This window comes from Streptomyces sp. NPDC058295 (assembly GCF_042880655.1).
Taxonomy (GTDB): Bacteria; Actinomycetota; Actinomycetes; order Streptomycetales; family Streptomycetaceae; genus Streptomyces; species Streptomyces coriariae.
In genome coordinates this window covers 64432-77702 of sequence record NZ_JBHVYO010000012.1, presented here as the reverse complement: position 1 = coordinate 77702, position 13271 = coordinate 64432, and the positions used below count along the sequence as shown (strand labels likewise).

General features: G+C 71.5%; 9 protein-coding genes and 1 tRNA gene. 2 read left to right on the top strand and 8 right to left on the bottom strand.

The features are described 5' to 3' along the window. Window positions 1–64: 64 nt before the first annotated feature. From ACFVYS_RS15210 to leuS, 5 genes are all read right to left on the bottom strand, one after another. The gene (locus ACFVYS_RS15210; protein ID WP_389502425.1) at window positions 65–2572 is read right to left on the bottom strand and encodes a ComEC/Rec2 family competence protein; all 2508 of its coding nucleotides are present in this window, start codon (window positions 2570–2572) and stop codon (window positions 65–67) included. Window positions 2573–2895: 323 nt separating this feature from the next. Then, entirely contained in the window at window positions 2896–3771 is an 876-nt protein-coding gene (locus ACFVYS_RS15205; RefSeq protein ID WP_389502218.1) for a helix-hairpin-helix domain-containing protein, read from the bottom strand. Between the two features lie 476 nt (window positions 3772–4247). Beyond that, window positions 4248–5093 carry a DegV family protein gene (locus tag ACFVYS_RS15200; protein ID WP_389502216.1) on the bottom strand — a complete coding sequence of 282 codons (846 nt, stop codon included), beginning with the start codon at window positions 5091–5093 and terminating at the stop codon, window positions 4248–4250. Window positions 5094–5250: 157 nt separating this feature from the next. Beyond that, a complete protein-coding gene (locus ACFVYS_RS15195) occupies window positions 5251–5991 on the bottom strand; it encodes a hypothetical protein (RefSeq protein WP_389502214.1) in 741 nt (246 codons plus the stop codon). Window positions 5992–6203: 212 nt separating this feature from the next. Next, on the bottom strand, window positions 6204–9089 hold the full coding sequence (gene leuS / locus ACFVYS_RS15190) for a leucine--tRNA ligase (RefSeq protein ID WP_389502212.1): 2886 nt from the start codon (window positions 9087–9089) through the stop codon (window positions 6204–6206). A gap of 428 nt (window positions 9090–9517) precedes the next feature. Between leuS and ACFVYS_RS15185 the strand changes: the two genes are divergently transcribed. Continuing rightward, window positions 9518–10834, top strand: coding sequence for a ferric reductase-like transmembrane domain-containing protein (locus ACFVYS_RS15185; RefSeq protein WP_389502210.1), 1317 nt, complete (start codon window positions 9518–9520; stop codon window positions 10832–10834). Continuing rightward, entirely contained in the window at window positions 10831–12441 is a 1611-nt protein-coding gene (locus ACFVYS_RS15180; RefSeq protein WP_389502208.1) for an NADH-ubiquinone oxidoreductase-F iron-sulfur binding region domain-containing protein, read from the top strand. The genes ACFVYS_RS15185 and ACFVYS_RS15180 overlap by 4 nt, the downstream gene beginning before the upstream one ends. Before the next feature lie 192 nt (window positions 12442–12633). Here ACFVYS_RS15180 and ACFVYS_RS15175 read toward each other — a convergent pair. The 3 genes from ACFVYS_RS15175 to ACFVYS_RS15165 all read right to left on the bottom strand — a co-directional run bounded on the left by ACFVYS_RS15175 (window position 12634) and on the right by ACFVYS_RS15165 (window position 13248). After that, a tRNA-Ala gene (locus tag ACFVYS_RS15175) sits at window positions 12634–12706 on the bottom strand. Between the two features lie 131 nt (window positions 12707–12837). After that, window positions 12838–13071 (bottom strand): hypothetical protein, encoded by a 234-nt coding sequence (locus ACFVYS_RS15170; RefSeq protein ID WP_003976229.1) that lies wholly within the window; start codon window positions 13069–13071, stop codon window positions 12838–12840. A 3-nt stretch (window positions 13072–13074) separates the two neighbouring features. Next, complete coding sequence (locus tag ACFVYS_RS15165) at window positions 13075–13248, bottom strand: hypothetical protein (RefSeq protein ID WP_389502206.1); 174 nt, start codon at window positions 13246–13248, stop codon at window positions 13075–13077. Between the last annotated feature and the right edge of the window lie 23 nt (window positions 13249–13271).

Sequence of the window (13271 nt, the reverse complement as noted above, 5' to 3'; positions counted from 1 at the left end):
AGGGCCCCAAGCGGGCGCCTCGGGCGGTCGGCCCAGCCGTCGGGCCGAGAGGCTCTCCGCCCTCTCAGTCCCGCGCCACCCGCAGCTCCAGGTCCCTGCCGGGGGCGACCGCCAGCGCCCCGTCCCGGTCCGTCCGCAGCACCGCCGCGCCTCCCGCGCGCAGCGCCGCGACCGTGCTGGGCGCGGGATGCCCGTACCGGTTGTCCGCGCCGCACGAGATCAACGCCAGCCGTGGCGCCACGGCGCGTATGAGCTCGGGGTCCTGGTAGGCCGAGCCGTGATGGGCCACCTTGAGCACGTCCACGCCACGCACCAGCGGTGCCGCCGGCGATCGCAACAACGCCTGCTGGGCCGGGGGTTCGAGGTCGCCGAGCAGCAGCATCCGCAGCCCGGCCGCCCGCACGAGCAACGTCACGCTCGCGTCGTTCGGCCCGTCCGGGCGCGGCGCCGGGTGCGGTGGCGGCCAGAGCACCTCCCAGTCGAGAGCACCGACCCGCCGCCGCTCCCCGGCCGCGGCCCGCACCACCGGCACATCCCTCGCCTCCGCCTCCCTCCGTACGAACTCCACCTGGTCCACGGGCTCCTCGAACCCCGTCGTCTCGATCGCCCCCACCTCCCGGCCCCGCAGCACCCCCGGCAGCCCGGCCACGTGGTCCGCGTGGAAGTGGGTCAGCACGACGAGCGGCACCCGGGTGATCCCGAGCTTGCTCAGACACCGGTCGACCAGTGCCGGGTCCGGCCCGGTGTCCACCACCACGCCGGCGCCCGCGCCCGCCGCCAGGACGGTCGCGTCACCCTGTCCCACGTCGCACATCGCGAGCCGCCAGCCCGGTGGCGGCCAGCCCGTGAGCACCCTGGTCAGCGGCGGCGGTCGCACCATCACGAGCAGCAGCAACACCCCGCAGACCGCGCACAGCCACGGGTGCCGCGACAGCCGCCGCCCGACCAGCACCACCCCGCCCGTGACCAGGGCGAGCAGCAACGCCCCGCCCCAGCTCCCCGGCCAGTCCACTCCCCCGCCGGGCAGCGCCGCCCCGGTCCGCGCCACACCCGCGATCCACCCGGCCGGCCACCTCGCGCACCACGCCAGCGCCTCGGCCACCGGCATCGCCACGGGTGCCGCCGCCAGCACCGCGAAGCCCAGTACCGTCGCCGGGGCGACCGCGAACTCCACCAGGAGATTGCAGGGGACCGCCACCAGACTCACCCGCGCCGACAGCACCGCCACGACCGGTGCGCACAGCGCCTGCGCGGCTCCCGCGGCCGCCAACGCCTCAGCGAGCCTCGGGGGCACCCGGCGCCGCCGCAGCGCGGCACTCCAGCGTGGCGCCAGCGTCAACAGGGCCCCGGTGGCCAGAACGGACAGCAGGAACCCGTAACTCCGGGCCAGCCACGGGTCGTACAGCACCAGCAGCAGCACCGCCGTCGCCAGCGCGGGGATCAGGGAGCGACGGCGGCCGGTCGCCAGCGCGAGCAGCACGATCGCTCCACAGGCCGCGGCGCGCAGCACGCTCGGGTCGGGCCGGCACACCACCACGAAGCCGAGGGTCAGCGCTCCGCCGAGCAGCGCGGTGCCCCGGAGCGGGACGCCGAGTCGAGGTGCCAGACCGCGCCGCTCGACGTGCTGGGCCAGCCCGGGCGGGCCCAGGAGCAGCGCGAGGATGACCGTGAGGTTGCTCCCGGAAACGGCGAGGGTGTGGGCCAGATCCGTCGCCTTGAACGCCTCGTCCAGTTCGGGCGTGATCCGCGAGGTGTCTCCGACGACCAGCCCCGGCAGCAGTGCCCTCGCGTCCGCCGGGAGCCCGTCGGTGGCCGCCCGCAGCCCCGCCCGCAGCCGTCCGGCCAACCGCTGCACGCCCGAAGGTTCCCCCACGACCGACGGCACCGCCCGGCCCCGCACCCGCAGCACGGCCGCGAACCGGTCCCCGCCGGCCAGCGCGGGCACCAGCCGCCCGGTGACCCGCACCCGTGTGGACGGCAACAGCCCCAGCCACGAAACCCCGGGCCTCGCCCCGGACCATGCCCCGGACCGCATCCCGGATCCCCGCACACCGCCGGCCCCAGGCCGACCGGCAGCCTCTTCGGGAACCCCGCCGTACCCTTGACGCCCAGGCTCATGAAGGCCGGGCGCCGGACCACCAGACGCCGGACCACCGGGGGCCGGACCGCCAGGGGCCAGACCGCCGGGCATCACGCCGCCGGGCATCGAACGGCCCGGCGTCTCGCCGGTCTCGGGGCGCGCCGCCCGTGCCCCGCCCTCGCCCCAGCGCGAACCGACGTCCACCACCACCAGCACCGGGGCCCGTGTCGCCACGGCCGTCCGCGTCGTCCTCTCGACGCTGCGCACCTCGGCGTTGATCAGGACGGAGTCCGGGGTCACGTGGTCCCCTCTGACCCGGGGCCGAGTGAGTCGTGGGTCCGAGGTGATCTCGACCTCGGCGGTGACGGTTGCGTACTCCCGCGCCAACTCCGGCACCGGCCCCCGGCGCAGATCGGCCCCGTGCAGCCCGGCCGACGCCGCCGCCGCGCCCACGCAGAGCAACGAGGCGGCGACGGTGACCCGAGGCCACACGCGCCTCCCGGCAACAGGCCCCGCGACGGGACCTGCCGTGGGACCCGCACCACGCCCCGCCGCACGCCGGCTCACGATCAGAAGGGCACCGGCGGCCAGGAGACAGCCGGCCACGACGCCACCCACCACCCCCAAAGACGCGTCCAACGTCAGCGCCGCCGTCGCCCAGGCCGCCAGCGCGGGTGGTACGAGCCGTAGATCCGCGGGCCCTTCCTGACGCGGATGGGCGTCGCCCAGCCGTTTCCCGGAGGCCGCGTGCACGGCGCGGCGGGCGGCGGAGCCGGGTCCGGCCCGAGCACCGACGGCCTCGGTGTCTGGGCGCCTCATGGCCGCACGAGATTCCGCAGGTCGGCGAAGCGTCGCTCGCCGATGCCGTTGACCTCGCGCAGTTCGTCCACCGATCGGAATCCGCCGTGCTGCGCCCGGTAGTCGATGATGTGCTGCGCCAGCACGGGTCCGACGCCCGGCAGCGTGTCGAACTGCTCCGCGGTGGCCGTGTTGAGGGAGACGGGCGCCGGGGGCCCCGCACCCGTGCCGGCACCGGTGGAGCCGGCCACCGCCGATCCCGCACCCGTCCCGGCGGATCCTGTCTGCGGGGCGGGGGCGCCGACGACGACCTGCTCCCCGTCCACGAGAAATCGCGCGCGGTTGAGACCGTCGGTGTCGGTGCCCGGTCGCACACCACCGGCCGCGCCCAGTGCGTCGACCACCCGCGAACCGGCCGGAAGGCGGTGGATGCCGGGCTTCCTCACCTTGCCGCTGACGTCCACCACGATCTCGGCCCCGACTGTGCTGCCGACACCCGGGGGGCCTGCGGAAGGGGCGGGCCCAGCCGCCGAGTTCGGCTCTCCCGCCTCGTAGGGAGCGGCGGCTCGCACCACCTCCGGTGCCCGCACCGGCTGCGCCCGGCCGACCCAGAAGTGCTGCACGGCGAAGGCGGCGGCGACGACGAGCAGCACCGAGAGCGCGAGCACACTCCTGCGCTCCAGTCCGCAGCGCGCCAGCAGCCACACCGGCATCCGCTCCCGCAGAGCAAGCCCCGCCCGCTCCTGCCAGGGCCCGACGACACGAGGAGCACGCCCCTTACGCATCTCATCGCCGTCGATGTCGCTGTTGATGTCGCTGTTGCTGTCGCTGTTGATGTCGCTGTTGATGTCGGTGTCGGCATCGCCGGGCTGCGCGCCCTCACCATCGGGCACCCCTCCCTGCGGCGCACTCGACCTCTTCAGAACACCCGGGGCAACCCGCACCCCGGCCCCCGCCACTGCCCCACCCGCCGACTCCAGCGCACCCGACGCACCCGACGCACCAACCGGGACAGCACCCCCACCATCCCCATCATCTCCACCGCCCCCGCCCGGCGGCCCCATCCCCATCTCTCCTTGTTCCCGGGGCCGTTCGGCGAAGAGCGCCTTCGCCCGGCGGCGGATCTCCTCCGCCGAGGCGTGCCGGGGTCCGGTCCGGCCGCCGCCGGGGGGACGGAGACGGTGGGAACGGCCGTCGGAGCCGGGGCTCCGGCCGGGGCCGCTGGTCGCGTTCGGGCTGCGTGGACGTGATCGAAGTGCCATGCGACGAGGATCGGACACTTCGCCGCACCGCGATGATCATGCTCAATTTCCGGGGATGAACGCCCAGTTGTGGATAACTCCACCACTCACACGAGTGAGCCGATCCGTCAGCGCGGCGAGACCACGACGCCCAGCAGCCCCGGCCCGGTGTGCGCCCCGATCACCGCGCCGACCTCGCTCACATGCAGGTCGGCGAGTCCGGGCACTCGGGACCGCAGACGGTCGGCGAGCGCGGACGCCCGGTCGGGAGCGGCGAGATGGTGCACGGCGATGTCGACCGACCCGCTGCCCGCCCGCTCCGCCCCGAGCTCCTCCAGCCGGGCGATCGCCTTCGACGCCGTCCGTACCTTCTCCAGGAGGTCGATGCGGCCCCCGCTCAGCTGCAGCAGCGGCTTCACCGCGAGCGCGGAGCCCAACAGGGCCTGGGCGGCGCCGATCCGGCCGCCACGGCGCAGATACTCCAGGGTGTCGACGTAGAAATAGGCGGAGGTGCCGGCGGCCCGTTTCTCCGCCGCGGTGACCGCCTCGTCGACCGTGCCGCCCGCCTCGGCGACCTCGGCCGCCGCGAGCGCGCAGAAGCCGAGCGCCATCGCGACCATGCCGGTGTCCACCACCCGTACCGGTACCGGCGCCTCACGCGCCGCGACCACCGCCGCGTCGTAGGTGCCGGACAGTTCGGCGGAGAGGTGCAGTGAGACGATTCCGGTGGCACCGGAATCGGCGATCCTGCGATACGTCTCGGCGAAGAGCTGGGGGCTGGGACGCGAGGTGGTGACGGAACGTCGCTTCTGCAAGGCCTGGGCGAGGGAACGGGTGGAGATCTCGTTGCCCTCTTCGAGAGCCTGGTCGCCGAGGACGACGGTCAGGGGCACCGAGGTGATGCCGTGACGCTCCATCGTCCGCTGCGGCAGGTAGGCCGTTGAATCCGTGACGATCGCGACATGGCGGGACATGACCTGGAGGTTACCTGCCGTAGCCCCCGTGCGGCAGCCCGGCCCCTCGCAGCTGGACCGCCCTTGACCGAATCCGGTACCACGCCTGACGGCACCTGATCCAGGACCCCGTCACCTGACGAACCGGGCCCCGGAGGGCAGGAATCCGGCCCCGTACTCAGGTGGTGCTCTCGGGGCGCGGCTTCTTCTGCCACGGGTAGGTGGGGCGCGGTCCCGGTGGGGTGATGGCGGGCCGGGTCGGCTCCTGCGCGGTGCGTGCGCCGGGTGTCTCCGGCCAGGTCTGTCCTTCCGCCGCGCTGTCGGCGGCCGGAGCCTCGGGCCACGGGGGCGGCGGCGTCTGCGCGGAGGAGTCTGACGTGGTCCAGTGGCGAAGAGCACCGGCCTCGACGTCGATCTGGGCGCTGAGGGAGTCGAGGTCGTCGTCCGCGAAGCGGCGGGCCCGGTCGCGGGCCGCCCAGCGCAGCGAGTCCGCCGATCCCGCGACGCGCTCGGTGCGCTCCCGCAGTGAGGGCAGCCGCGCGGCGAGCGTCGCCCGGTCCGGTTCGGATTCCAGGCGCTTGAGCTCGTTGTCCAGTTCGTGTCCGTGCGCGCTGAGCCTGTGGAACAGGGCGAGGGACTCCTTGAGGGACTCGTCCTCGGTGACGCCCGCGTGCAGCGCGTCCTGGGTGGCCCGCATGGACATGCGCAGCTTGAGCCTCAGCTGGGCGATCTCGCCGGCCGGTCCGACCTGCGCGAAGGACTTGGCCCGCAGAGTGTGGTCCTCGACCGTGCGCCGGGCCTGGTCGATGGTGCGGTCGACGCCCCGCTTGGCGGCTCCGATCACCTTCACCGTGGCGTAGGCGCCGAGCACCACAAAGAGCACGAAGAGCAGGGCGACTACTGCGATCACTGCTTCCACGAGCTCCTCCTCCGGCCTGCCACGACACATCCGGCGCCGCACAGGGCACGCCGCACTTCAAACGGTAAACGAGACGGGCAGGCTCGGAGTTCCAGAAGAACCCCGAACCTGCCCGTAGGGGACTACCCGGAGGCGCACCCACCGGCCCGCGACACCCGGCCCGGCCGTGCGTACAGCCCGGTCAGGCGCACAGCCCGGTCAGGCGCACGACCTCACGCCGGAACGATGTTCACCAGCTTCGGCGCCCGCACGATGACCTTGCGGATACCGGCCCCGCCCAGCGCCTTCACGACGCCCTCGTCGGCCAGCGCCACCTTCTCCAGCTCCTCGTCGGAGATCGCCGGGGACACTTCCAGGCGCGCCTTGACCTTGCCCTTGATCTGCACGACGCAGGTCACGCTCTCGTCCACGACGTACGCCGGGTCGGCGACCGGCAGGTCCCGGTGGACGACCGAGTCGGTGTGGCCCAGCCGGCGCCACAGCTCCTCGGCGATGTGCGGGGCCAGCGGGGCGACCAGCAGCACCAGCGCCTCGGCGACGGAACGCGGCACCGCGCCGCCCGCCTTGGTCAGGTGGTTGTTCAGCTCGGTGATCTTGGCGATGGCGGTGTTGAAGCGCAGGCCCTCCAGGTCCTGGCGCACGCCGTCGATCGCCTTGTGCAGGGCTCGCAGAGTGTCCTCGTCGGGCTCGGCCTCGACGACGCTCAGTTCGCCGGTGGCCTCGTCGACGACGTTGCGCCACAGCCGCTGCAGCAGGCGGTACTGGCCCACCACCGCGCGCGTGTCCCACGGCCGCGACACGTCCAGCGGGCCCATCGCCATCTCGTACAGGCGCAGGGTGTCCGCGCCGTACTCGACGCAGATCTCGTCCGGCGTGACCGCGTTCTTCAGGGACTTGCCCATCTTGCCCAGCAGGCGGCTGACCTTCTCGCCCTGGTAGAAGTACGCGTCGTCGCGCTCCTCCACCTCGGCGGCCGGCACCGGGAAGCCGCGGCTGTCGCGGTAGACGTAGGCCTGGATCATGCCCTGGTTGAACAGCTTGTGGAACGGCTCCGCGGAGGAGACGTGTCCCAGGTCGAACAGGACCTTGGACCAGAAGCGCGCGTACAGCAGGTGCAGCACGGCGTGCTCGGCGCCACCGACGTACAGGTCGACACCGCCGTGCGGCTGACCCTCGCGGGGGCCCATCCAGTACTGCTCGATCTCCGGGTCGACCAGCTTCTCGCCGTTGTGCGGGTCCAGGTAGCGCAGCTCGTACCAGCAGGAACCGGCCCAGTTGGGCATGGTGTTGGTCTCGCGGCGGTACCTGCGCGGACCGTTGCCGTCGCCCAGGTCCAGGGTGACGTTCACCCAGTCCTCGTTGCGCGACAGCGGCGTCTCCGGGGAGGTGTTCGCGTCGTCCGGTTCGAAGGTGCGGGGCGAGTAGTCCTCGACCTCGGGCAGTTCCAGGGGCAGCATCGACTCGGGCAGCGAGTGGGCGATGCCGTCCTCGTCGTAGACGATCGGGAAGGGCTCGCCCCAGTAGCGCTGGCGGCTGAACAGCCAGTCGCGCAGGCGGAAGTTGACGGTGCCCTCGCCGATGCCCTTGCGGGCCAGCCACTCGGTGATGCGGGCCTTGGCGTCGACGACACCCAGACCGTCCAGCGAGATGTCGTCGTTCGAGGAGTTGATGATCTTCGCGTCGTACGACCCGAAGGCGTTCTCCCAGGTCGACGTGTCGGTGCCCCGGCCGTCGGTCGGCTCGACGATGCAGTGGATCGGCAGCTCGAAGGCGCGCGCGAACTCGAAGTCGCGCTGGTCGCCCGCCGGGACGGCCATGATCGCGCCGGTGCCGTAGCCCATCAGCACGTAGTCGGCGATGAAGACGGGGACCTGCTCGCCGTTGACCGGGTTGGTGGCGTACACGCCGGTGAAGACGCCGGTCTTGTCCTTGGCCTCGGCCTGGCGCTCGACGTCGGACTTCGACGCGGCCTGCGCCCGGTACGCGGCGACGGCCTCGGCCGGGTTCGCGTGGCCGCCGGTCCAGACGTCGTGCGTGCCCTCGGGCCAGGCGTCCGGGGTGAACTTGTCGACCAGCGGGTGCTCGGGCGCCAGGACCATGTAGGTCGCGCCGAACAGGGTGTCCGGGCGCGTGGTGAAGACCGTGATGCGCTCGCCGTCCACGGGGAAGTCGACGCGGGCGCCCTCGGAGCGGCCGATCCAGTTGCGCTGCTGCAGCTTGATGGCCTCGGGCCAGTCCAGGGCGTCCAGGTCGTCCAGCAGGCGGTCCGCGTAAGCGGTGATGCGCATGTTCCACTGGCGCAGCTTGGCCTTGAAGACGGGGAAGTTGCCGCGCTCGGAACGGCCGTCGGCGGTGACCTCCTCGTTGGCCAGCACGGTGCCCAGCCCGGGGCACCAGTTGACCGGGGCGTCGGAGGCGTAGGCCAGGCGGTACTCGCTCAGGACGTCGGCACGCTCGGTGGCGGTCAGCTCGTTCCACGCGCGTGTGTGGCCCGGTACACCGCGCTCACCGGACTCGAACTGGGCGACCAGTTCGGCGATCGGGCGGGCCTTGTCCGCCTCGCCGTCGTACCAGGAGTTGAAGATCTGCAGGAAGATCCACTGGGTCCACTTGTAGTAGTCCGGGTCGATCGTGGCGAAGGACCGGCGCTTGTCGTGACCCAGACCCAGCCGGCGCAGCTGGGACGTCATGTTGGTGATCGCCGCTTCGGTGGTGATCCGAGGGTGCTCGCCCGTCTGCACGGCGTGCTGCTCGGCGGGCAGGCCGAAGGCGTCGAAGCCCAGGGTGTGCAGGACGTTGTGGCCGGTCATGCGCTGGAAGCGTGCGAAGACGTCGGTCGCGATGTAGCCCAGTGGGTGACCGACGTGCAGGCCCGCACCGGAGGGATACGGGAACATGTCCATGATGAACTTCTTGGGCCGGGCCACCAGCTCGGGGTCACCGGCCAGGTCGCCCTTCGGGTTCGGCGCGGCGTACGTACCCTCGGCGTCCCAGAAGTCCTGCCAGCGTGCCTCGATCTCGGCGGCCATGGCTGCCGTGTAGCGGTGCGGCGCGGCCTCCGCCGGTGCGGCGGCGGCAGCGGGGTTCGTCTCGCTCATGGTCCTCAAAGCTCCATCGATCGTCTCTGCCAGCGGGTTGTCGTCCAGGAAACGAAAAATCCCCTCGCACAGGAGGGGACGCCGCGCCGATTCCGAACCGTCCGTTCACCGGCGGTCGGGACTGATCAGCGCGGCCCACTAAGCAGAAGGCGTACAGCACACATGGCGTTAGGGTACCGCAGGCCTTGAGCAAGCCGCGCCGTTCGTACGTATGCATGGTCGCGACAACGTTGGTGCGACCAGAATGGCGAGGCCGGAACTGAATCAAGGTCAAGGGTTACTTCGCGTAACAGCAGCTAAGGGACATCACAACAGTCACATTGTCGTTTGATAACAGCGCAATAACTCAAACCTCGTACCCATCGGTATGGAGCCACTTAGAGTTCGGCAGCGGGACCGCTTTCCCGAAACTGCTCGGAGTTGCCCCCATGAACCCTCGTTCTAGTAACAGCTCGCTCCCCAAGCCCGGCCGGTCGGCCTACGGGGTGGCGACGGCTGTCGTCCTGGTCCTCATACCCGTGGTCGTGCTGGTCGGCGGCGACCAGTTCCAGGCGTTCCTCAACTTCGGTGCGGGCGTGCTGTCACTGGTATGCCTCACCTGCTCGGTCATCTGGGGTCTCGTCGCCCAGGACCGGCTCATCCTCAACACGCGTCAGCGGATCGTCGCGCAGGCCATCCACCGGGTGACCGCCGTGGGCTCCATCGCGTTCCTCGTCGTGCACATCTCCGTCAAGCTGGTGCTCCAGCACACGGTCCTGATCGCGGCGCTGATCCCGTTCAGCCTGGGCATCAAGGGCAGTGCCGGACTCATCGGCCTCGGCTCCCTGGCCGCCCTGCTCATGATCTTCGTCGGTATCACCGGCGCGCTGCGCAACCGCTTCGCCGCGCCCGCCGAGGTGGCCGCCCGCTGGCGCGCCATGCACATGCTGGCCTACCCGGGGCTGTGCGCGGCCCTGATCCACGGTCTGTTCGCTGGGCGCGCGGCCAAGCCGTTCTTCATGGTCTCGTACGAGCTGTGCCTGGCCGGCGTCATGGCCGCCCTCGCCCTGCGTTCCGCCCCGCGCCCGTTCAAGCGCAAGGTCGCCGACCGGATCGCCGCGATCCTGGGCACACAGGACCGCTCCGCCATGGACGGCCTGGACGCGTCACGCGCGCGTGTGGGGGAAACCGGATCGTCCGCACTGCCCGGCTACGAAGGCCGCTCGGGCCGCTCGCCGCTGACCGACACGATGAGCTCCACCCGGATGTCCCCGCCGTCGTCGCCGCTGTACGACACGCCCGCGCCCGCCGCCCCGGAGCCCGCGAACGGCTTCGCTGCCGCCTATCGCGCCGTCAACACACCGCAACGCGGCCAGCAGCAGCCCTACGCGGCCGACCAGACGGCGCGGATGAACCTGCCGTTCGACATCCAGGCCACCGAGGCCATCCCACGGGTCGACAACGGCGGCAGCACCTCGGGCAGCTGGCCGGTCCCGTCCCCGCCGCCGGTCGGCGAGGCGCCCCCGTCGGCCTACGACCCGCTCCAGGACACGGGATTCAGCATCCCGGTCTACGACAATTCGGGCACCGCCGGGTACGGCGGACGTGACGTGTACGACACCGGTGAGACGAACCCCCCTTTCGGGACGTACAACCAGAACGACACGTACAACAGCGGTCCCGCCAATGAACCATCACCTGGCTCGTCGTTCGACGCACCGGGTTCGGGCGAACCTTGGAACACGCCTTCCGGAGGCTATAGGTGAACGAGGCCCTGCCCGACGTCCCAGAAGTCCGCGTGGTCGGGCTTCCACAGCTCACGTCGGGCTTCGACCTTGTCGAAAGACTTGACCTACCCATGCACCTGAAGGTGCACGGGCCGCTCGAACCCCTGGGCGGAGAGGCACTCGCAAAGCTCTCCGAGAACATCAACCTGAAGGGCCGCGGCGGCGCGGGCTTCCCCTTCCACAGGAAGCTGCGCTCGGTCGCCGAGGCGGCGATCAAGCGCGGCGTACGGCCGGTCGTCGTCGTCAACGGCAGCGAGGACGAACCGGCCTGCCGCAAGGACACGGTGCTCATCAACCGTGCCCCGCACCTCATCCTGGACGGCGCGCTGCTGGTCGCGGAGGCGCTGGGTGCCCGCACGCTCGTGGTGGGGGTCACCCGCGAATCGACCCAGCGCTCCATGGAGGCCGCGCTCGCCGAGCGCGGCCTCAGCAACGGCCGTAGATCGGCGCTGAAGGCCTTCGTCCAACGCAACCCGATCCGCATGGTCACCGGCGCCGCCGCGTCACTGATCCGCTCCATCGACGGCGGTCCGCCGATCCCGCCCGGCCGCAAGGTCAGCGCCTCGCAGAACGGCGTCGGCGGCGCGCCGACCCTGCTCTCCAACGCCGAGACGTTCGCCCAGCTGGCCATCGCCGCTCGCATCGGCCCGGAGCGCTACGGCAACACCGGCCTGTACGACGAGCCGGGCACCGTCCTGCTGACGGTCTCCGGCGCGGTCGCCCGTCCGATGGTGATCGAGGTGCCCACGGGCGTCCCGCTGCGCTACGTCCTTCAGCTCGCCGGTGCCCCGCCGGTGCCCCAGGGCGTGCTGACCGGCGGCTACCACGGCAAGTGGATCGACGCCGCGACGGTCAACGAGGCGATCGTCTCCCGCAACTCCCTCGACGCGGTGGGCGGGGCGCTCGGCGCCGGAGCGATCCTGCCGATCAGCCAGGACACCTGCCCGCTGGGCGAGTCGCTGCGCGTGGCCCAGTGGCTGGCCGACGAGAGCGCGGGACAGTGCGGTCCCTGCTATCTCGGTCTGCCGGCCGCCGCGCGCGGCATGGAGGACATCATCAACGGCGGCGGCCCGGCCGCCCTGGAGGCGCTCAAGCAGGTCGCCAAGAACGTCAAGCGGCGCGGTGCGTGCTCGCACCCCGACGGCTCCGCGATGTTCCTGGAGTCGACCATCAAGGCGTTCACCGACGACCTGGCCGCGCATGTCCTCGGCAACGGGTGCGGACGCCCCGTGGAGGGCGTTCTGCCGCTCTTCGAGGCCGGCATGGCCCCGGCGGCCATCACGAGCGGCAACCCGCCGGAGGACAGCGGCTCGAGCCGTCAGAAGATCTTCGTCGACTGGACGCTGTGCCGTGGGCACGGCCTGTGCGCCGACATCCTCCCGGAGGTCTTCCAGCTGGGCGCCGACGGCTTCCCGACGGTGGCACAGGCGAAGGTGCCGCAGAACGCGGAGGCGAAGGCGCTGCGCGCGGTACGCCGCTGCCCGGCCCTCGCCCTGCGCGTCGAGGAGGACACGCGAGCGCAGGCGCCCGCCCGTAACCTCCCGGTCCTCTCCCAGGGCCGCGGCCGCCGCGCCCTCGGCCGCTGAGCGCCGGCCTACAACGGACGACGGACAAACAGGCGACAGAGGACATCGGGCAGACGACAGACGGCAAGGGGCCGCCTCGGAAGAGGCGGCCCCGAAGCGTCGGTCTGACGGAATGTCCGAAGGGGAATGCCGGAACGCCCTCCGAACGCAAAAGATCCCGCCGGATCGCATCCGATCCGGCGGGATCTGCTGTGGAGCTAAGGAGAATTGAACTCCTGACCTCCTGCATGCCATGCAGGCGCTCTACCAACTGAGCTATAGCCCCTCGCGGCCAAGCGGCGAAGCCGCGTACCGACCGTGTCGCCCGGTTTCCCCGGCGGCGACGCCAACATTACCGGCCCGAACCGTGGACCACCAAATCGTTTCCACCCTGTCCGGTTTCAACCGGTATGCGGGTCAAGCGGTGACGAACGAGTAGAACCGCTTGAGCGTGCAGTGCTCCTCCAGGAGCCGCCCGTAGATCGGCTCCCCCTCCAGCTCACGGTACGTCTCGATCGGGTCGCCTTTTATGATCAGCGCCCGCGCGCATTCCTCGCACCAGTACTGGTAGTCGGGGTTGACCGGTTCCATGTCACGGACGATCGGGGTGCCGCTGCCGCACCAGTCGCACTTCCGCCTGTGTGCACCCATCGATCAGCTCCAGCTGTGGCCGCAGGCCGTGCACACGTAGGAAATCCCGCCGTTGTCACCAAGAACCTGGGCCACATGACCGGAACCACAGGAGGGGCAGCTGAGCCGGGTGGCCTTGTCCGGTGTCACCACCGCGTCGGAGAGGTCACCGACCTCTCCGAGGATGCTCGCAGGCATCGCTACTCCCTCCCGTCGGGCCG

Excerpts from the sequence above, each read along its gene's own strand:
- ACFVYS_RS15200 (WP_389502216.1), bottom strand. The coding sequence starts at position 5,093 with ATGTCCCGCCATGTCGCGATCGTCACGGATTCAACGGCCTACCTGCCG.
- leuS (WP_389502212.1), bottom strand. The coding sequence starts at position 9,089 with ATGAGCGAGACGAACCCCGCTGCCGCCGCCGCACCGGCGGAGGCCGCG.
- ACFVYS_RS15185 (WP_389502210.1), top strand. The coding sequence starts at position 9,518 with ATGAACCCTCGTTCTAGTAACAGCTCGCTCCCCAAGCCCGGCCGGTCG.
- ACFVYS_RS15170 (WP_003976229.1), bottom strand. The coding sequence starts at position 13,071 with ATGGGTGCACACAGGCGGAAGTGCGACTGGTGCGGCAGCGGCACCCCG.
- ACFVYS_RS15165 (WP_389502206.1), bottom strand. The coding sequence starts at position 13,248 with ATGCCTGCGAGCATCCTCGGAGAGGTCGGTGACCTCTCCGACGCGGTG.